At 67.3% G+C, this 17,953-nt stretch carries 21 protein-coding genes; 10 read left to right on the forward strand and 11 right to left on the reverse strand.

Annotation, left to right across the window (positions count from 1 at the left end):
* Positions 1-131 precede the first annotated feature (131 nt).
* A complete protein-coding gene (locus KXD98_RS06445; RefSeq protein ID WP_260762567.1) occupies positions 132-1,346 on the forward strand; it encodes a cytochrome P450 in 1,215 nt (404 codons plus the stop codon).
* Between the two features lie 12 nt (positions 1,347-1,358).
* Here the strand turns inward: KXD98_RS06445 and KXD98_RS06450 are convergent, their stop codons facing one another.
* From KXD98_RS06450 to KXD98_RS06460, 3 genes are read right to left on the reverse strand one after another with little or no spacing between them, the layout of a single operon-like run.
* Entirely contained in the window at positions 1,359-2,408 is a 1,050-nt protein-coding gene (locus tag KXD98_RS06450; RefSeq protein ID WP_260762570.1) for an acyl-CoA dehydrogenase family protein, read from the reverse strand.
* Positions 2,398-3,591 carry an acyl-CoA dehydrogenase family protein gene (locus KXD98_RS06455; RefSeq protein ID WP_260762572.1) on the reverse strand — a complete coding sequence of 398 codons (1,194 nt, stop codon included), beginning with the start codon at positions 3,589-3,591 and terminating at the stop codon, positions 2,398-2,400. Before KXD98_RS06455 ends, KXD98_RS06450 begins: the two co-directional genes overlap by 11 nt.
* Positions 3,588-4,013, reverse strand: coding sequence for an SRPBCC family protein (locus KXD98_RS06460; protein ID WP_260762573.1), 426 nt, complete (start codon positions 4,011-4,013; stop codon positions 3,588-3,590). The genes KXD98_RS06455 and KXD98_RS06460 overlap by 4 nt, the downstream gene beginning before the upstream one ends.
* A gap of 76 nt (positions 4,014-4,089) precedes the next feature.
* Here KXD98_RS06460 and KXD98_RS06465 point away from each other — a divergent pair, with 76 nt between their 5' ends.
* The 5 genes from KXD98_RS06465 (at position 4,090) to KXD98_RS06485 (ending at position 9,014) form a co-directional block, all read left to right on the forward strand.
* Positions 4,090-4,977, forward strand: coding sequence for an enoyl-CoA hydratase/isomerase family protein (locus KXD98_RS06465; protein WP_260762575.1), 888 nt, complete (start codon positions 4,090-4,092; stop codon positions 4,975-4,977).
* A gap of 82 nt (positions 4,978-5,059) precedes the next feature.
* Entirely contained in the window at positions 5,060-5,968 is a 909-nt protein-coding gene (locus tag KXD98_RS06470; RefSeq protein ID WP_260762577.1) for an SDR family NAD(P)-dependent oxidoreductase, read from the forward strand.
* Between the two features lie 22 nt (positions 5,969-5,990).
* Positions 5,991-7,415, forward strand: a complete 1,425-nt coding sequence (locus KXD98_RS06475; protein ID WP_260762579.1) for an aromatic ring-hydroxylating dioxygenase subunit alpha — start codon at positions 5,991-5,993, stop codon at positions 7,413-7,415.
* Positions 7,408-7,836, forward strand: coding sequence for a Zn-ribbon domain-containing OB-fold protein (locus tag KXD98_RS06480; protein ID WP_260762581.1), 429 nt, complete (start codon positions 7,408-7,410; stop codon positions 7,834-7,836). The genes KXD98_RS06475 and KXD98_RS06480 overlap by 8 nt, the downstream gene beginning before the upstream one ends.
* On the forward strand, positions 7,836-9,014 hold the full coding sequence (locus KXD98_RS06485; protein WP_260762583.1) for a thiolase family protein: 1,179 nt from the start codon (positions 7,836-7,838) through the stop codon (positions 9,012-9,014). The genes KXD98_RS06480 and KXD98_RS06485 overlap by 1 nt, the downstream gene beginning before the upstream one ends.
* A 12-nt stretch (positions 9,015-9,026) precedes the next feature.
* Here the strand turns inward: KXD98_RS06485 and KXD98_RS06490 are convergent, their stop codons facing one another.
* From KXD98_RS06490 to KXD98_RS06510, 5 genes are all read right to left on the reverse strand, one after another.
* Entirely contained in the window at positions 9,027-10,346 is a 1,320-nt protein-coding gene (locus KXD98_RS06490) for an amidohydrolase family protein (protein WP_260762585.1), read from the reverse strand.
* A gap of 50 nt (positions 10,347-10,396) precedes the next feature.
* Positions 10,397-11,203 (reverse strand): SDR family oxidoreductase, encoded by an 807-nt coding sequence (locus KXD98_RS06495; RefSeq protein ID WP_260762586.1) that lies wholly within the window; start codon positions 11,201-11,203, stop codon positions 10,397-10,399.
* A gap of 7 nt (positions 11,204-11,210) precedes the next feature.
* Positions 11,211-11,744 carry a restriction endonuclease gene (locus KXD98_RS06500; RefSeq protein ID WP_260762587.1) on the reverse strand — a complete coding sequence of 178 codons (534 nt, stop codon included), beginning with the start codon at positions 11,742-11,744 and terminating at the stop codon, positions 11,211-11,213.
* A 98-nt stretch (positions 11,745-11,842) separates the two neighbouring features.
* Positions 11,843-12,082: a CsbD family protein gene (locus KXD98_RS06505; RefSeq protein WP_260762590.1), complete on the reverse strand. Its 240-nt coding sequence runs from the start codon at positions 12,080-12,082 to the stop codon at positions 11,843-11,845.
* Between the two features lie 213 nt (positions 12,083-12,295).
* Entirely contained in the window at positions 12,296-12,442 is a 147-nt protein-coding gene (locus tag KXD98_RS06510; RefSeq protein WP_260762592.1) for a hypothetical protein, read from the reverse strand.
* Between the two features lie 125 nt (positions 12,443-12,567).
* On the opposite strand from KXD98_RS06510, the gene KXD98_RS06515 reads away from it, so the two are divergent.
* Together KXD98_RS06515 and KXD98_RS06520 are read left to right on the forward strand one after the other, a co-directional pair.
* Positions 12,568-12,999 (forward strand): ATP-binding protein, encoded by a 432-nt coding sequence (locus KXD98_RS06515; protein WP_260762594.1) that lies wholly within the window; start codon positions 12,568-12,570, stop codon positions 12,997-12,999.
* A 56-nt stretch (positions 13,000-13,055) separates the two neighbouring features.
* Positions 13,056-13,781 (forward strand): RNA polymerase sigma factor SigF, encoded by a 726-nt coding sequence (locus tag KXD98_RS06520; RefSeq protein WP_260765015.1) that lies wholly within the window; start codon positions 13,056-13,058, stop codon positions 13,779-13,781.
* On the opposite strand, the gene KXD98_RS06525 is transcribed toward KXD98_RS06520, so the two are convergent.
* The gene (locus KXD98_RS06525) at positions 13,752-14,177 is read right to left on the reverse strand and encodes an STAS domain-containing protein (protein WP_260762596.1); all 426 of its coding nucleotides are present in this window, start codon (positions 14,175-14,177) and stop codon (positions 13,752-13,754) included. The genes KXD98_RS06520 and KXD98_RS06525 overlap by 30 nt on opposite strands.
* 271 nt (positions 14,178-14,448) lie before the next feature.
* Between KXD98_RS06525 and KXD98_RS06530 the strand changes: the two genes are divergently transcribed.
* Positions 14,449-14,976 (forward strand): NTP transferase domain-containing protein, encoded by a 528-nt coding sequence (locus tag KXD98_RS06530; RefSeq protein WP_260765016.1) that lies wholly within the window; start codon positions 14,449-14,451, stop codon positions 14,974-14,976.
* Between the two features lie 132 nt (positions 14,977-15,108).
* Entirely contained in the window at positions 15,109-15,264 is a 156-nt protein-coding gene (locus KXD98_RS06535) for a hypothetical protein (RefSeq protein WP_260762598.1), read from the forward strand.
* A gap of 138 nt (positions 15,265-15,402) precedes the next feature.
* Here KXD98_RS06535 and KXD98_RS06540 read toward each other — a convergent pair whose 3' ends face one another.
* Both KXD98_RS06540 and KXD98_RS06545 read right to left on the reverse strand, forming a co-directional pair.
* Entirely contained in the window at positions 15,403-15,717 is a 315-nt protein-coding gene (locus KXD98_RS06540; protein ID WP_260762600.1) for a hypothetical protein, read from the reverse strand.
* A 288-nt stretch (positions 15,718-16,005) separates the two neighbouring features.
* Positions 16,006-17,805: an acetyl/propionyl/methylcrotonyl-CoA carboxylase subunit alpha gene (locus KXD98_RS06545; RefSeq protein ID WP_260762602.1), complete on the reverse strand. Its 1,800-nt coding sequence runs from the start codon at positions 17,803-17,805 to the stop codon at positions 16,006-16,008.
* Positions 17,806-17,953: the final 148 nt, after the last annotated feature.

Below are 17,953 nucleotides of genomic sequence, written 5' to 3' on the forward strand. Positions count from 1 at the left end.
TCAACTCCTGGGATGCGGGCAGCTGTCCGACTGAACAGAACAAGTAGACAATGTTCGTTCAAGTGATTTCTACCAGGTTTGACCCGGAATCAGAATCACAGATTCACACAATGTGTTCTATTGTCTCATCTATGGCGATCACCACGGCTGTGTCCGAAGCCCGCTTCGACGAGGCTTCCTTCTACCTCGGCGACCCCAACTCCACGTTCCGCGAGCTGCGCGAAACCGAGCCGGTGTACTGGTACGAGCGCGGCAAATTCTGGGTGGTGACCAAGTACGACGACATCAAGTCGATCTCGGCACGTCCGGAGAAGTTCAGATCCGAGCGCATCGCGATCATGATGGATCTGATCGCCCACCGGGAGGGGCGTGATCCGCAGGGTTACGGGGCCCGGGGCATCCTGTTCATGGACCCGCCGGAGCATCGCGCGCACCGCAAGGCGCTCGGGGTCCGGTTCACCCCGGCGGCGGTCGCCAAGCTGGAGACCCGGGTGCGCGAGGTGATCGCTTCGATCTTCGATGACCTGCCAGACGGTGAGTTCGACTGGATCGAGCGGGTCGCCGAACCGTTCCCGGTGTATGTGTTCGCCTACCTGCTGGGTGTGCCGGAAGCGGACTGGGCCAAGGTCGCGGGCTGGGCCACCACCATCGCGAAGGTGGGTAGCGGGGTGGCCGAGGACTCCGACATGGAGCTGATCTTCGGTGAGGTGGCGCCCTATCTGATGGATCTGGTCGCCCAACGCGCCAAAGAACCCACCGACGATCTGCTGTCGATGCTCTCGCAGGTGCGCATCGACGGCGAGCCGTTCAACGAGATCCAGGTGATGACCTACGCCCTGACCCTGTTGGCTGCGGGCAGTGAGACCACGCAGAGCCTGATCGCCGGGATCGCTGCGTGTTTCGACGCGCATCCCGACCAGGCCGAGCAGGCTTTCGCCGACCCCGAGGTCGGCACCAATGCGGTCGAAGAGGTCCTGCGCTGGTGGACACCGGTGATGAGCATGGCGCGTCAAGCCGCTCACGATGTCGACCTGCGCGGCGCCGACATTCGCGCCGGCGACGGGCTGCTGTTGGCCTATGCATCGGCCAATCGCGACGTCGACCACTGGGGCCCCACGGCTGAGCAGTTCGACGTGCACCGTCCGGACGCGGCCGGGCACCTCGGCTTCGGGGTGGGCGAGCACTTCTGCATGGGCGCGGCGTTGGCGCGCCGGGAAGCCCGGGTGGTGCTCGATGAGGTGATCAAGCGGGCCAGCGGGATTCGTGTCACCGGCGAGGGTGTGCTGCGACCCTCGGCGCTGGTGCACACCTACGACCGACTGCCGGTCACCCTCGACTACCGCTGACCACCGGCCCGCTCAGCGGGACCGCAACCAGTCGGCCACCACGTCGCGGTGCTGGGCGCGGGTGCCCAGGGTCGCAGCCAGCGTGGCGGCCCGGCGCAGGTACACGTGGGCGTCGTGCTCCCAGGTGTAGGCGATGCCCCCGAACACCTGGGTGGCGCCTTCGGGGATACGTCGCAGCGTGTCGATGGCCCAGAACACTGCCAGTGACACCAGTGCCTCGGCGTCGGGATGCTGCAGCTCGAGCGCGTCGGCGGCACGGTGGACCAGGGCCCGGGCGACCTCGATGACCGATCGCTGTTCCACCAGGCGGTGCTTGATGGCCTGCCGAGCGCCGATGGGACGCCCGAACGTGACCCGCATCTTCGCGTAGTCCACCGCGGCGTGGTGGGCGGCCGAGGCCGTGCCGATCAGCTCGGCCACGGTGGCCAGCCGGGCTCGTGCGACCGCGTCGCGGTGCCGGTTGACGGCCTCGGTGCCGGTGGCGATCTCCTGGAACGGGGCGGCGTCGACGACGATGCTCGCGGCCGGGCTGTGGTCGAGTGGGCACTCGGTGCGGCGTTGCACGCCGTCGCCGGCGACATCGACGGTGCCGAGCACAAATTCACCGTGCCGGGAGGCCAGGACGACCAGGTGGTCAGCCACTGCGCCGTAGGGCACCAGCTGCCAGTGGCCGCAGACACCGTCGTCGGACATGGTGGCGTCGACGCCGTCGAGCAGGACGGTGATACCGCTTCCGCAGCGCCGTTGGCACCAGTTCGCAGCTGCGGCGATGGCCAGCGGAACGGGTGCGACAACAGTCCCGATCGCCTCGGTGAGCACGCACAGCTCACGGATGCCGCCGCCACCGCCGCCGTGGGACTCTGCCACCAGAACGTCGGGCCATCCCATCTCGGCGACCGTGGCGCACAGGTTCTCGTCGAAGGCCGGCGCGGGGTCGTCGAGCAGCGCACGGGTGCGTCCGGCGCTCCATGCCTGCTCGACGATGCGCTGCACCGTCGATCGCAGGTCGTCCAATTGTGCTGCAGTGTCGGCGATCTCATCCAACGAGGGTTCACGGGTCACGGGGCAGCCCCAGCAGTCGCTCGGCGATGACATTGCGTTGGATCTCAGAGGTCCCGGCGCCGAAGGTCGCAGCACGCATCAGCAGGTAGCTCTTGGCCACATTGCCGCCCTTGATCGCCGACGGGGAGCCGCGCTCCAGCGTGCCGAGCTCCCCGGCGAGATCGAGGCCGAAATTGGCCATCGCCTGGTCGAGTTCGGAGGTGAGCAACTTCGCCATCGACGCCTCGGGCCCGGGGCTCACGCCACGGACCCCGGCCGCGGTGGCCTGGGCGGAGATCTGGCGAAGTGCTTCCACCTGGGCGGCGAACCGCACCAGCTGATCGGCCACGTAGGAGTCGTCGAAGCCCCTGTTGCTCAGCGCATTCGGTTCGGTAGCCATGCGGACCAGGATGTCGAGTCGGCGCTCGATGCGATGGGTGCGGCTCTGCCCCACCCGCTCATACCCGAGGGTCGACTTGGCCACCCGCCAACCCTGGTGCAGCGGACCCAGCACGTTGGCCAGCGGCACCCGGGCGCCGTCGAAGAACACCTCGCTGAACTCGGCGTCACCGGAGATCTGACGGATGGGGCGCACGTCGATGCCGGGCGTTGAGAGGTCGGCGAGCAGGTAGCTGATGCCCTCGCGCGGTGCGGCATCCGGATCGGTGCGGGCCAGCAGATAGATCCGATTGGCATAGTGCGCCTTGGAGGTCCAGACCTTCTGCCCGGTGACCACCAACTCCTCGCCCTCGATCACCGCCCTGGTGGTCAGCGACGCCAGATCGCTTCCGGCGTCCGGTTCGCTGAAGCCCTGACACCAGACATCCTCGGCCGACAGGATCCGAGGCAGATAGTGGGCCCGCTGTTGCGGGCTGCCCCACTGGATGATGGTCGGACCGAGCTGGTTGATGGCGCTGCGGTTGATCGGCTCGGGCGCGTGCGCGGCTGCCATCTCCGCGCTGAAGATCAGCTGTTGGACCGGGGTGGCTCCGCGACCGCCGTATTCCTCGGGCCACGAGATCGCGGCCAACCCGGCCTCGTGAAGTCTGCGCTGCCACAACCGCATCCGGTCCAGCCGATCGGACTCGGTGCGCGCACCCGAACGAAAGTCCGGGGTCAGGGCTGACGCGAGGAAGCGCTGGACTTCATCGCGGAACCCACGATCGGCCGGCGTCAACGGGACGCCGTAATCGCGGTCGCTCACGGCCGATCCTGCGCCGCCGCATCCGCCAGCCAACCGGCCATCAGGGTGTACACAGTCCTGATCGCCTCCTCTGCCTCCTCCTGCGGTCCGCAAGGGTCGTAGTCGACGTGCCATGTCAGCACCGAGTCGTGCGGGTGCTCACCCTCCTCGACATTCACCACAGCCTCGAAGCGGCTGACCGGAAGTGGGCTACCGGCCACGGTGTAGCCGATTTCTCGGCGCTGCGCCCGCACATGGGTGAGCGTCTCGACCACCGGTTGGTCTCCGGACCCGTGGATGAACCTGCGCATGCCGATCCCCTCGCCGTCGGTATCCACCTGGGTGGTGACCGGGATCCAGCTGACATCGGCGAAATCGGAAAGAAGCTCCCAGATGCGCCAGGCCGGCGCCCCGACCTCTTTGGCGACAGCGATGTGCGGCATGAGAAGACTTTAGCAGCCGACTAAACAAATAATCGTCTAGTGTTCTAGTGTTCAAAAGCGAACGGGAGGCGGCAGCATGGCTGAGGAGACTGGCCAGTTCACGGTCGACGAGGACTGGGTGCGCTACGACGTCGTCGAACCCCACATCGCGGTCATCACGATCAACCGGCCCGACAGGCGCAACGCCATCCTCTCGCCCGACATGCACACCCTGTTCAAGGACCGGCTCGATCGGGCCGAGGACGACGACGACATCAAGGTCGTTGTCCTCGCTGCGGCGGGCAAGGATTTCTCCAGCGGCGACGACGTGCGGCGACTGCCCGTCGAGAAGGCCGGACTGACGAAGGACAAACGGCTTCCGCAGACGGCCCGGATGGGCAATGCGCGACGGTTGCATCGGCATCTGACCAACTGGTTGGAGTTTCCCAAGACGGTGATCGCCGCATGTCAGGGCGCCACCATCGGCGCGGGAATGAACCTGGCGCTGGCCGCGGACATCCTCGTCGTCTCCGAGGATATGTACCTGGCACGACCGCAGGCTCGGATCGGGTTCGCCGGATTCTCCACGGCCATGCCGCTGGCGCTGCTCAAACTCGGACCGAATCGCGGTTACGAGGCGATGATCACCGGCCGCAAGGTGGCTGCGGCCGAACTCAAGGACTGGGGAGTGGCTGCCTCGGTGGTACCCGCCGCCGAACTCCACGATGAGGCGATGCGCTACGCGCGCGCCATCGCCCACCATTCGGCAGACGGGCTGATGATCGGCAAGCACGCGCTGATCACGTTCTGGAACGCGGTCGGCATGGCGCAGTTCGCCGACTGGGTCCCGATGGGCCACACGGTTTTCACCAATCTCGCCTGGCGTGAAGACGAGTTCAACTTCATGAAGGAACGTGGCATTCGGGGCGGGCGCGAGGCGATGGCCGAGCTGGAACGCCGTTACGCGCAGTGGGGCTTCGAATGACAGCACTGCGCAGTGAATGGAACAACAAATAAACAATTCATGTCTTAGTGTTCTGTAGACTTATGCATGTCGTTAAGGAGAGATGATGGGTGTACTCGACGGTCGGACCGCGCTGGTCACCGGCGGTGGTCGCGGTATCGGTGCCGCAGTGGCCGAGGGCCTGGCAGCCGAGGGCGCGGCGGTGATGGTGTCGGACGCCGGTGTGTCCGTCGACGGCAGCGGGCGTGATGCCGGGCCCGCGCAGAGCGTGGCGGCCGCCATCAACGACCGCGGCGGCAAGGCGTTCGCCGACACCACCGACATCACCGATTTCGCCGCTTGCGAGGACTTGATCAGCCGGGCGGCCGCGACGCTCGGCGGATTCGACATCATGGTCAACGCCGCGGGCATTCTGCGCGACGGGATGGTCTTCAAGATGAGCGAGGCCGACTTCGACTCGGTCGTCGCCGTGCATCTGAAAGGCACGTTCAACCTCACCCGGCATGCCGCGGCATGGTGGCGCGAGAACCGGGGCGGCCAGTACCGGCTGATCAACTTCACCTCGATGTCGGGGTTGCAGGGCGCGCCCAGCCAACCCAATTACGCCGCGGCCAAGATGGGCGTCGTCGGGCTGACGTTCTCGTGTGCCAACGCGCTCAAGGGCTACGGCGTCCGCAGCAATGCCATCGCGCCGATCGCCGGTACCCGGATGACCCAGGGCATCAAAGGTGGCGGCAGCATGGACTATTCGGCGCAGAACACCCGGTTGTCGCCGCAGAACGTGGTGCCGCCGGTGGTCTATCTGGCCAGCGAGCAATCCGACTGGCTCAATCGACGGGTCATCTTCGCCGGCAATGGCCGGATCAGCCTGATGTCCAACCCGGTGGTGGAGCGCGAGATCGTGTCGGCATCGGGGTCCTGGGACATTCCGACGGCGTTCGCCGAGATCGAGACCTCGTTCAAGGAAGCAGTGCTGTATCCCAACATCTTCGACAAGCCACCGGCCAGCTGAACATGAGGAAGGGGGTTGCGCGGTGACCGTTTTCGAGCATGCCACCGACACGTCGACCCGAGGTACCGTGCCGCCGAAGTACGCTTGTGGGCAGACTTTTGTCCCCAAGTCGCGCTACATCGACCCCGAGTTCCTGCGCCTAGAACTGGACCGGTTGTTCACCCAGGTGTGGCAGCCGGCGTGCCGGGAGGAGGAGGTGCCCGAGCCCGGGGACTACTACGAGTACACCGTCGGCCGCCAGTCGATCATGGTGGTGCGCCAGAAGGACCGCAGCGTCAAGGCGTTCTACAACGCGTGCACGCACCGGGGAATGAAGGTCGTCCGCGGCTCGGGGTGTGCCGCGGGGGGCGACCTGCGGTGTGAGTTCCACGGTTGGCGCTTCGCCTTGGACGGTCGGTCGTCGTTCGTCCCCTCGCGCGACGAGTTCCTGGAGCGACCTCGCGACCAGTGGTCGTTGCGCCCGGTCGCGGTCGGCACCTGGGGCGGGTGGATCTTCATCAGCATGGCCGAGGATCCACCGGACCTGCTCGAATGGCTCGATCCGCTGCCCACTGCGCTGGAGCCGTTCCGGCTGCACGACATGCGATTCCGCTGGCGCAAGCGGACTCCGCTCAATGCCAACTACAAGACCGTCATCGATGCGTTCATCGAGGGCTACCACACGCCGGGCACCCACCCGCAGACGTTGCGGGCAGCCCAAGGCCCGCGCCCTCCCGCGGATCCCGCCGCGCCGCAGGAGTTCGTCTACGCGCCGTACACGCCGACCATCCGGTATCGCAATCACTCCCGCTTCATCTACTCCCAGCGCCCGGACAGCGGGGACCGTGACAGCGCCCGCAAGGCCCAAGCCGCCCGGCCGGAGGTCTTCGCCAATTCGATGCAGTATCAGTACCTCGAAGTGGGATCGCTGGTCACCGAGCGGGATTACCGCGCGGCACGCCGGCTGGCCACCATGGAGCCCAGCGAGGTCCCACCATTCGTGCTGTACCACCAGATGTGTGAGGAGTTGGCGCTCGCCGAGGGCGTCGATTTCCCGAAGATGTCAATGGAGCAGTACTTCGCCGGCAATGGGGACTGGCATGTCTTCCCGACTCTGGTGCTCCTGGTGGAGAAGTCGTGCGTGCTGGGTTACCGGGTGCTGCCCGACGCCGAGGATCCCAATCGTTGTGTCTTCGAGATGTTCTCCCTTGAGCACTTCGCCCCCGGTGAGGTTCCCGACACCAGGTGGCTGGAGGTCGAGCGGTGGCAGGACCACGACGGTTGGGGTGAGCTGCCCACCCAGGATCTGCGCAACATCGATGCGATCCATGCCGGGTTGCACTCCCGCGGCTTCGACGGCCTGTGGTTGAACACCGAGCAGGAGATGTCGATTCGCAACGCGCACGCGATTGCCGACCGGTTCATCTTCGGCGTGGACGACGGCCAGGGCACTGCCGGCGATGGCTGAGCAGGCGCCGACGTCTCGGCCGCTGCCGGCGCTGACCGCCCTCAACCGGCCCTACTGGACGTCCGGTGCCGACGGGGTGTGGTCGTTGCAGCGCTGTCCCGACTGCGAGCGGCTCATCCATCCGCCCACCATGCGCTGCCAGTACGATCACGCGGTTCCTGAGTGGGTGGCATTGTCCGGTCGCGGAGTCGTCGAATCCTGGACGGTCAATCACCATCCGTTCTTCCCGGGCATCCCGACCCCATATGTGATCGCATTCGTCAATCCAGTGGAGGACGAGCGTGTCCGGGTGCTGACGAACCTGGTGAACGTGCAGCCGGAGGAGGTCTTCGGCGGGATGCCGGTGCAGGTCACGTTCGCGGTGGGCGACGACGGGGGAGACGACGTCGTGCATCTGCCGCTGTTCACGCCGGAGCGCTGATGGCGGGCCGACTGACACGCGAGGTCATCATCAGCGGTATCGGGCAGTCCGAGGTGGGTCGCCGGCTGGGGCGGGATCCGCTGCAACTCACCGTCGATGCGTGTCTGGCCGCGGTTCAGGATGCCGGGCTCACCCTTGCCGACATCGACGGCCTGACCACCTATCCCGGGGCGTCGATGGCGGGGAAGGGGTTCTCGGGGGCCGGGGTGCGCGATGTCCACGACGCCCTCGGTATCCGGCCCAACTGGGTGGCCGGCGGCACCGAGTATCCGGGGCAACTCGGTGCGGTGGTGGACGCGATGCTGGCTGTCTCGGCGGGTTTGGCCAATCACGTGCTGTGCTGGCGCAGCATCTGGGAAGGCACCGCGCAGGGCGCCGACCGGCGGCGGGGCTACAGCGTCCCGGCGGGCAGCCGGGCGGCTGGTCAGCTCGGGTGGCAACTGCCTTACGGCGCGTCGGCGGCCAATCTGGCGGCGCTGCAGATCCGTTCGCGGATGCAGCGGTTCGGCCTGACCCGCGAACAACTGGCGCAGATCGCGATCGTGCAACGATCCCACGCCGCGCTCAACCCGCAGGCGATCTACACCGAGCCGCTGGACCTGCAGGGCTATCTCGACGCGCGGATGGTGTCGGATCCGCTGTGTATGTACGACTGTGACATCGCGTGTGACGGCGCCACCGCGTTCGTGGTCTCGCGTGCCGAGCACGCCGCCGCGCTCGATCATCCGGGGGTGGTGGTGGAGGCACTCGACTGTGCCCACCACGACCGGTTCCTCTGGGAGGGCGGCCAGGACATCGCCCGGCTGAATTCGCGGTGGTCGACGATCTGGGACCGTACCGACTTCACTGTCGACGACGTCGACTGTGCCTCGCTGTACGACGGTTTCAGTGTGTTCGTGTTGTGTTTCCTGGAAGATTTCGGGTTCTGCGGCGTGGGTGAGTCCGGGGACTGGGTGGCCGACCCGCAGCGTTTCTCGCTCGGCGGGCAGGTGCCGATCAACACCGCGGGCGGGCAGCTGTCCGGAGGTCGGCTGCACGGCTTCGGGCACCTGCACGAGGCGTGTGTCCAGGTCCGTGGCCAGGGTGGGGCGCGTCAGGTCACCGATGCCGATCTGGTCGCGTGCGGGGTGGGCGGAGCCAACAGCGGCACCACGATGATGCTGCTGCGGCGCAGCTGAAAAGTGGGTGATTCAGGTGGCTTTGCCGCCGGTCATGATGGTGGCCATGCGGGCCTTCATCTCCCCGTAGGTCATGGCGGTGGCGCCGGGTTTGGGAATCCGATGGGTTTCCACCGTGGGGGTGGACAGATCCAACCCGGCAGTCAGCGCGCGAAGTGCCGCGACGGTGCAGTTCTGCCGACCTCGTCGATCGACGCCGAGGTACCCGAAGGCGGTAGCGGCGTTGCGCCAGCAGATGGCCTCGATCTCGTCGTCGGTGCAGCCGTCGAGTTCGGCGGCCAGTTGCTCGGGCGCGTCCGGCCAGCTGCTGTCTGAGTGCGGGTAATCCATCTCCCAGCAGATGGTTTCGACACCGATGCGATGGCGGTTCTCGATCCCGACGCGGTCCCGGATGAAGCAGGACAAGAAGTTGGCGCGGAACACGTCGGTGGGGGTTCGCCCGTCGCCGAGGTCATCGCCGGTCCAGGCGCGTTGGCGGGAGTAGACGTCCTCGAAGCGCTCCAGCAGGAACGGGATCCAGCCGATGCCGCCTTCGGACAGCGCGAACTTGACCGTCGGGAAGTCCCGGACCACGCGGGAGAACAGCAGGTCGGCGGTGAAGCGGCCGGTGTCCAGCGCCAGCATCGAGTTGTAGGCGAGGTAACTGGTCTGATCGGACGGGACGGGCACGCCGCCGCCGGTGCCGATGTGGATGTTGACCACGGTCTGGTTCTCGCAGACGGCCTCCCACAGCACATCCCAGTGCCGATCCTGCCACGGTGGTTGGCCGTAGTTGGCAATGTGCTGGGGCACGGTGACCGCGCGGCAGTCCAGCGCCGCGAGCCGCCGGACTTCGGCCGCAGCTGCCGCCGGATCCCAGAGGGGGAGGATTCCCATCGGGATGAAGCGGTCGGGGTGGCGACCGCACCAGTCCTCGAGATGCCAGTCGTTGTAGGCGCGCACCATCACCGCCGACACGTCACGCTGGCCCCGGAAGGTGAACAGGGCGCCGGAGATCGTCGGGAAGGACGGGAAACACACCGAGGCCAGCACTCCGGCGGCATTCATGTCGTCGACGCGGGCGTCGACGTCGTAGCAGCCGCGGCGCATGTCCTCGAAGCGCGAGGGCTCGAAGCCCCACTCGTCATTGGGCCGGCCGGCGACGGCGTTGAGGCCGATGTTGGGCAGCCGCATGCCGTCGTAGACCCAGCAGACCGAACCGTCGGCGTCCTCGATGATGCGGGGTGCGTCGTCACGGTAGCGGGCGGGTACCCGGCCGTCGAACATGTCGGGCGGTTCGACGGTGTGGTCGTCGACGCTGATCAGCACCAAGTTCGTCGGGTCAATCGTCATGGACAGCCTTTCGCTCATCCTCAACGATAGAACAGAGGATGTGCGAATGTTCAGAGATCGCCGCGCAGCGTCCGTTGATATCGCCGCATCCCGGAGATCCAGCGGTCGTAGTCAGATCCCTTGTGTCGGTACATCTCCAGCAGTTCGGGGTGGGGCAGCACCAGGAACCGGCCGGCCTGCACCGCCTCGACGGTCACCCGCGCGACGTCGGCGGCGCTGATCACCGCCGCGGACTGCTCGATCGACGACGCACCCAGCCGCGCGTCTGAGTCATCGACGTCGCGGATCGCCTGCAGCAGTGGTGTTTCCACGCCCAGCGGACACACCAGGCTGACCCCGATGCCGTCGTCGCCGTAGCTGACCGCCAACCATTCGGCGAAACCGACCGCGGCGTGCTTGCTGACCGCGTACCCGGCCGCGCCCAACTGGGTCAGCAACCCCGCGGCCGAGGCCACCGAGACGAAGTAGCCCGACCCCCGAGCCTGCCAGCCCGGCACCAGCAGTCGCGCCGCGCGGATGTGGGCCCGCAGGTTGACGTCCAGGATCACGTCCCAGTCGGCGTCGGCTCCCAGACCCGGCGCCCCCATCACCCCGGCGTTGGCGACGTAGAGGTCGACCGACCCGAACTCGGCTTCGGCGACAGCGATCATCGACTCGATGCCGGCGACCTCGGCGGCGTCGGCGCGCACGGCGACGGCCTGACCGCCGGCCTGGGTCACGGCAGAAGCGACGGCGGAGGCGTCGGAGAGGTCCCCGATGACCACGCGCACCCCGTGGGTGGCCAGTTCGGCGGCCAGCGCCGCGCCGATGCCCGAGCCGCCGCCGGTGACGATCGCCGTGGTGCCGTTCAGATCCATGCAATCATCATGGCGCAGTGAGCCGCCGGATGATCGAGCGCAGCCGGGGCAGATCGGCCCCGGCGACCAACTCGCAGCCGTGCCGCTCGGCGAGCGTGCGCGCCGCGGGCGTGAACTCGTGGTTGGTGACGACCATGGTGCGGGTGCAGTCCTGCATCGGTGCGCCGGCGACGACTTCCTGCACCGCCGCGGCGCCGACCGGCCGGGACAGCCGCTTGCACTGCACCGCGACCCGGTGCGGGCGGCGCCCGACGATCAGATCGACGCCCCAGTCGCCGGTCATCGAGGTCATGATCACCGGCACCCCGCAGGAGCGGGCGATGCGCGCGACGTAATCCTCGAACTCGGTGCCCGACATCGCCATGCTCGCCGGGTCTTCGCGCGGTGACGGGGTGGCCGCCCCGGAGAACAGTCCGAGCAGGAACCGCGGCACCAGCGGGGCCAGCAGCGCGACCACCACACTCCACCCGATACCGAGGCCGGTCAGGTACGCGGTCAGCCCCGCGGCGAGCGCGAATGCTGCGTAGAGCTTCCAGACCACGGCGCGAAGCCTAAACCGGGCCTGTGACGTTACCCACCCGGCGAGGAACAGCAATGAGCCCGGTCGGCGAACCGACCGGGCTCAGAGCGGGGATTGATCTACTGCTCGGACTTCTGGCGCTCCTCAGCGGCTTTGGCACCGCCGCGAGCTGCCTCGGCTTCGGCTTCCTTCTTCGCCGCGTCCTGCTGCGCGTCGGCCTTGTCCTGTTGGGCCTTGCCCTCGCGGACCATGTCATCGCGGCCGGTCACGGTCCCGATACCTTCCTTGGCCTTGCCCTTCACATCCTCGACGACGCCCTTGATGCCTTCTTCGGGGCCGCTCTTGTTGTCATCGCTCATGTGGCTACCTTCCGGTGTGGTGTCAGTGTTGACTTCTCCGGACTCGCAAGCCGGATGCAGAAAGACTTCCCAAGCCGCCGGGGGGCTAAACGGGTGACGCCCGTCTCACCGAACAGCCCTGATCGACAAGACAATTCAGGCGGTGTTTGGGTTATGCACAGGCTGGGGTATCACAGCCGGACCATGAGATGTTCCGCATCGGGCCAGGTAGTGCTACTGCATCATCGGCGCCAAGATCAAGAACGCCGCCGTGTAGATGGCCACACCGGCCAGCAGCAGCGCGGCGAGCACGATGGCCGACACCACCAGAATGCGGCGCAGCGGGCGTCGTCGGGCGTCGGCCGGTTCGCGGTCATCCATGGGGGGCGGTTACCCGAGGCGGGTAGCTGCCTAACTTTGTCCACAGTGCATAGATGCCCGGAGCACCCGTGAATAGCGGGGGAGTTGGCTGGGGTAGTCTCGCTTCGACGTTTCCGGGAGGTCAGATGGCCGAAGTCGCGAGCCAGAGTGTTGATCAGCGTTATAGCGCGCAGTCGGTGGAACTCCGGGTGGCAGCCACGCTGGAGAACCTGGCGGTGCTGCGCACGCTGGTCGCCGCGATCGGCACCTTCGAAGATCTCGACTTCGACGCCGTGGCCGACCTGAGGTTGGCCGTCGACGAGGCGTGCACCCGGCTGATCCGCTCGGCGGTCGCCGATTCGACGCTGCTGCTGGTCGTCGATCCGCAGCCCGAGGCGCTGATGGTGCATGCGTCCACGACGTGCGACAGCTCCGACATCCTCGCCCCGGGCAGCTTCAGCTGGCACGTGCTGAGTTCGCTGACCGACGAGGTGACGACGTTCGCCGATGGCCAGTCGCCCCAGGGTCAGGTATTCGGAATCTCGATGACCACGAGGCGAGCGAGTTCGTTGCAGTGACGCGCTCGTCGTCGAAGGGCTCACGACCGAGCTCTGAGTATGCCGACGTCGCGGACATGTTCCGGACGCTGGCCGACCTCGAGGAGGGCTCGGCCGCCTTCCAGCGGCAGCGTGACCGCATCGTGGAGCGGTGTCTGCCGCTGGCCGACCACATCGCCCGCCGCTTCGACGGGCGCGGTGAGCCGCGCGATGACCTGGTGCAGGTGGCCCGGGTCGGTCTGGTCAACGCTGTCATCCGGTTCGACGTCACCGCCGGTTCGGACTTCGTGTCCTTCGCGGTGCCGACCATCATGGGTGAGGTCCGCCGCCACTTCCGGGACAACAGCTGGTCGGTCAAGGTTCCGCGCCGCCTCAAAGAGTTGCATCTGCGGCTGGGGGCGGCCACCGCTGAGCTGTCGCAGCGACTGGGCCGCGCGCCGACGGCGACCGAGCTGGCCGCCGAGCTGGAAATGGACCGCGACGAGGTGATCGAAGGCCTGGTCGCGGGCAGCTCGTACAACACGCTGTCGATCGACAGCGGCGGCGGTAGCGGAAACGAGGATGCCCCCGCGATCGCCGACACGCTCGGTGATGTCGACATGAGCCTTGATCAGATCGAGAACCGGGAAGCGTTGCGGCCGCTGTTGGAGGCGTTGCCGGAGCGCGAGCGCACCGTGCTGGTGCTGCGGTTCTTCGAGTCGATGACCCAGACCCAGATCGCCGAGCGAGTCGGCATCTCGCAGATGCACGTCTCGCGGCTGCTGGCCAAGTCGCTAACTCGACTCCGGGATCAGCTCCAGTAGCTGCGGCGGGTCGTTGTGCACTGCGGTCAGTGCGGTGGCGACGTCGACGCAGATCGGCAGGGCCGAGTCCGGATCGCAGATGCGCAGCAACCGGTCCACGGCCAGGCTCGGGACCAGTGCCCAGCGGATGTCCTCGGCCGCGCAGCGCACGTTGAGCGTGTGCAGCGCGGAGAATCCGGCGGTGGCGAAGAAGCTGAGCCCGGACAGGTCGACGACCAGCCACTGGGTCTGATCGGCGTCGCGCAGGGCGAAGTCGATGAACTGGTTGCAGTTGGCGGCGTCGAGTTCGCCGCGGGCCGACACCACCGCGGTCGAGGGTTGCGGTCGCTGGGTTTCGAACTCAGCGGCGTGGCAGGTCAGCTGGTCATGGGGTGCTTGGGGGGCAAGTGAGGGCATGGTGACTCCATCAGTCGATGTCTCGTGCTGTGGTTCACGCCAAGGGGGCCCTGTGTCTGAAAGCCGTGCGCGTCCTGCCGCGGCAGGTCCGCGTTCGATGACGTACCGGAAAGGGCTGTGCGATCAACCCGTGCCACTGACCCTACGCGCTTGTGGTGATCTTGGACAATGTTTCTAAGGCGATGTTCACAATTCTCAGGAAAACAATTGACGGTGCTGTCGGCATGAACAGAGTGCAATAGTGAAAAGTTCTGGCGTGCATGGCATTTCGATGGGACTCTTGCTCGCGGCGGGTGCCGGGACCCGGTACGGGATGCCGAAGGTGCTCGCCGAAGACGGTGCGTGGTTGCGCGCCGGGGTCGCCGCACTGCGCGACGGCGGTTGCGCCGACGTCGTCGTCGTGCTGGGGGCCGCGATCATCGACGTGCCCGCGCCGGCCCGCGCCGTCGTCGCCTCGAATTGGGTTGCCGGAGTGAGTGCTTCGGTACGCGCCGGCCTGCTGGCGGCCTCCGGCGAGGCCGGTTTCGCGGTGATCACCACCGTCGACACCCCTGATGTCGGCGCTGCCGCGGTTCGCCGGGTGCTGCAGTCGGCACGCGCCTCGCAGTCCGGGCTGGCGCGCGCGACCTACCGTGGGCGACCCGGGCATCCGGTGGTCATCGCCCGCAGGCACTGGCCGGCGCTGCTCGACGTGCTGGGTGGGGATGCCGGCGCGGGACCGTTCCTGAACGCTCGCGACGATGTCGTCGCGGTGCCGTGTGCGGATCTGGCCACCGGCGCGGACGTCGACGAGCGCTGACGTGTCCACCGATCGGGGGAACGACTTTTCCCCCGGTGCCTCATCCGATCGCCGGACAGACCCGTCGCCGCAGGTGAGCGATAGTTTTCTCAGCGGCGGAACCTGCCGAACAGACAGAGAAAAGGCGACATCATGAACCGAATCAAGTGCCTGGTCGCAGCGCCGCTGGTGTCGGCCGGAATCCTCGTCGGTGTCACCTTGGCGGGGGTCGGCACGGCCGGCGCGGTGACGAACACCGACGGCCACGCCGCCATCACCGTCGTGCCCGACACGCGCACGTACCGATGATGGCTTATTTGGGGCAAGTCTGGCCGGGTTGGGCATACCATTTTCGGTAGAACAGCGCGCCGACCAGCGAACCCCTTCAGCCACCCATATCTGCAGAGGTCACGGACACTCCAGGGTCCGTGGCCTCTGCCTTTTGGTTCACAGCATGGCCGCGGCGAACCGGCGGACGGCTTCGGCGCCGGTCTGGCCGGCGTCCTCGCAGCCGGGCCGGCAGCGCACCGCGACCTCGCCGGTGGCGGGATCGAGGGTGACTTCGGACAGCAACTCCCCGGTGGTGGGCTCACACACCGCCCAGGTGTATCGGGTCTCGGACTGCCAGCCACCGGCGGCCACCTCGACGTGGTCGGGGCGGTGTTCCCCGAGGTCGGCCAGCGCGGGTCGGTCGTCGACCCGGTCGTCGGCGCGAAGCGCGCGCAGATACCAGGCGCCGGCGTTGATCTCGACGGGTTCCACGCCGCTCAGCCTGCCATGACAGGGATCGGCCCCGCTCCGGGGGCAGTGCGCCGCAGCGGGGCCGTTCCACCCCTCGGTGTTGTGGTGCCGTCGCCGTGCCCGGCAAACGACACCGTCAATGGGGCGAATCTATACCGCCGCGGCCCGGTATCGGAAGTGTTTCTGTAAAAAGCAATTCCGCTACATTTGGTCGCGTAAGCGGCGGCGAGGTGGTGCAGCCAGCTAAGTGCCTCCGAAAAGACAAGACCCGTCGCTCAGCAGCTGAGCGACGGGTCTTGTGCCCGTGCGTTATTCGCTCTTGAGTTCGCAGACCACGGTGCCCTGGGTGACCGCGGCGCCGGGCTCGACGGACAGCCCGGTGACCACACCGTCTTTGTGCGCGGTGACCGGATTCTCCATCTTCATCGCCTCGAGCACGACCACCAGATCGCCGGCGGACACCGTCTGGCCTTCCTCGACGGCAACCTTGACCACGGTGCCCTGCATCGGCGCGGTCACCGAGTCCCCGGAGGCGGCCGCTCCGCCGGCGCCGCCGCGTTTGCGTGGCTTGGGCTTCTTGCGGATGGCGCCGGACGGCGAGGCGACACCGTTGCCGAGCGCGAGGTCGCCGGGCAGCGACACCTCCAGGCGACGGCCACCGACCTCGACCACAACGGTCTGACGGGGGATGGTGTCTTCCTCGTCGATCGGGTCACCACCGGTGAACGGCTCGATGGTGTTGTTCCACTCGGTCTCGATCCAGCGGGTGTGCACGTCGAACTTGGTGCCGTCGCCGATGAACGCCGGGTCGGAGACCACCGCGCGGTGGAACGGAATGACGGTGGCCAGACCCTCGACGTGGAACTCGGCCAGCGCGCGGCGCGACCGTTCCAGGGCTTCCTCGCGGGTGGCGCCGGTGACGATCAGTTTGGACAGCATCGAGTCGAACTGGCCGCCGATGACCGATCCGGCCTCCACGCCGGAGTCCAGGCGCACGCCCGGGCCGGTGGGGATGTCGTAGCGGGTGACCGGGCCCGGCGCGGGCAGGAAGCCGCGGCCGGCGTCCTCACCGTTGATACGAAACTCGAAGGAGTGCCCACGCGGGGTGGGGTCCTCGGTGATGTCGAGGGCCTCGCCGTTGGCGATCTTGAACTGCTGGCGCACCAGGTCCAGGCCGGAGGTCTCCTCGGTGACCGGGTGCTCCACCTGCAGGCGGGTGTTGACCTCCAGGAAGCTGATCAGACCGTCCTGGCCGACCAGGTACTCCACGGTGCCGGCGCCGTAGTAGCCGGCTTCCTTGCAGATGCGCTTGGCCGACTCGTGGATCTCCTTGCGCTGCGCGTCGGTCAGGAACGGCGCCGGGGCCTCCTCGACCAGCTTCTGGAAGCGGCGCTGCAGCGAGCAGTCGCGGGTGCCGGCGACGACGACGTTGCCGTGCATGTCGGCGATGACCTGCGCCTCGACGTGGCGCGGCTTGTCGAGGTAGCGCTCGACGAAGCACTCGCCGCGGCCGAACGCCGCGACGGCCTCACGGGTGGCCGAGTCGAACAGTTCGGGGATCTCCTCGATGGTGCGGGCCACCTTCATGCCGCGGCCGCCACCGCCGAAGGCCGCTTTGATCGCGACCGGCACGCCGTACTCCTTGGCGAACTCCACGACCTCGTTGGCGTCCTTGACCGGGTCCGGGGTGCCGGGCACCAGCGGGGCGTCGGCGCGCGCGGCGATGTGGCGCGCGGTGACCTTGTCGCCGAGGTCGCGGATGGACTGCGGGCTGGGCCCGATCCAGATCAGCCCGGCGTCGAGCACGGCCTGGGCGAAGTCGGCATTCTCGCTGAGGAACCCGTAGCCGGGGTGGATCGCGTTGGCTCCGGACTTCTTGGCGGCGTCGAGCAGCTTTTCGAACACCAGGTAGGACTCGGCCGACGTCTGGCCGCCCAGAGCGTAGGCCTCGTCGGCGAGTCGTACGTGGGGCGCGTCGGCGTCGGATTCTGCGTACACCGCCACGCTCTCGAGTCCGGCGTCCTTGGCTGCTCGGATCACCCGGACGGCGATCTCCCCGCGGTTGGCGACGAGCACCTTGGAGATCTTTGAGCTGGCGTGACTGGCCACTGAGCCTCCTGATGGCGTGTTTTCTAAGAGCGTCTTTAAGAATGTATCTCGGGGCAGTTTATGCGCACGAATTGGGAGGTCGGCGAGCCGGTCCCTTACCCGTCAGTAACTCCGTAAGCGTTTGACTCGGTAGCGTCGAGGTAGACCA

The organism is Mycobacterium sp. SMC-4 (assembly GCF_025263265.1).
In the GTDB taxonomy this organism is placed as follows: Bacteria; Actinomycetota; Actinomycetes; order Mycobacteriales; family Mycobacteriaceae; genus Mycobacterium.

Excerpts from the sequence above, each read along its gene's own strand:
- KXD98_RS06445 (WP_260762567.1), top strand. The coding sequence starts at position 132 with ATGGCGATCACCACGGCTGTGTCCGAAGCCCGCTTCGACGAGGCTTCC.
- KXD98_RS06460 (WP_260762573.1), bottom strand. The coding sequence starts at position 4,013 with ATGCCGCACATCGCTGTCGCCAAAGAGGTCGGGGCGCCGGCCTGGCGC.
- KXD98_RS06465 (WP_260762575.1), top strand. The coding sequence starts at position 4,090 with ATGGCTGAGGAGACTGGCCAGTTCACGGTCGACGAGGACTGGGTGCGC.
- KXD98_RS06470 (WP_260762577.1), top strand. The coding sequence starts at position 5,060 with ATGATGGGTGTACTCGACGGTCGGACCGCGCTGGTCACCGGCGGTGGT.
- KXD98_RS06480 (WP_260762581.1), top strand. The coding sequence starts at position 7,408 with ATGGCTGAGCAGGCGCCGACGTCTCGGCCGCTGCCGGCGCTGACCGCC.
- KXD98_RS06485 (WP_260762583.1), top strand. The coding sequence starts at position 7,836 with ATGGCGGGCCGACTGACACGCGAGGTCATCATCAGCGGTATCGGGCAG.
- KXD98_RS06490 (WP_260762585.1), bottom strand. The coding sequence starts at position 10,346 with ATGACGATTGACCCGACGAACTTGGTGCTGATCAGCGTCGACGACCAC.
- KXD98_RS06495 (WP_260762586.1), bottom strand. The coding sequence starts at position 11,203 with ATGGATCTGAACGGCACCACGGCGATCGTCACCGGCGGCGGCTCGGGC.
- KXD98_RS06505 (WP_260762590.1), bottom strand. The coding sequence starts at position 12,082 with ATGAGCGATGACAACAAGAGCGGCCCCGAAGAAGGCATCAAGGGCGTC.
- KXD98_RS06510 (WP_260762592.1), bottom strand. The coding sequence starts at position 12,442 with ATGGATGACCGCGAACCGGCCGACGCCCGACGACGCCCGCTGCGCCGC.
- KXD98_RS06515 (WP_260762594.1), top strand. The coding sequence starts at position 12,568 with ATGGCCGAAGTCGCGAGCCAGAGTGTTGATCAGCGTTATAGCGCGCAG.
- KXD98_RS06520 (WP_260765015.1), top strand. The coding sequence starts at position 13,056 with ATGTTCCGGACGCTGGCCGACCTCGAGGAGGGCTCGGCCGCCTTCCAG.
- KXD98_RS06525 (WP_260762596.1), bottom strand. The coding sequence starts at position 14,177 with ATGCCCTCACTTGCCCCCCAAGCACCCCATGACCAGCTGACCTGCCAC.
- KXD98_RS06530 (WP_260765016.1), top strand. The coding sequence starts at position 14,449 with ATGGGACTCTTGCTCGCGGCGGGTGCCGGGACCCGGTACGGGATGCCG.
- KXD98_RS06535 (WP_260762598.1), top strand. The coding sequence starts at position 15,109 with ATGAACCGAATCAAGTGCCTGGTCGCAGCGCCGCTGGTGTCGGCCGGA.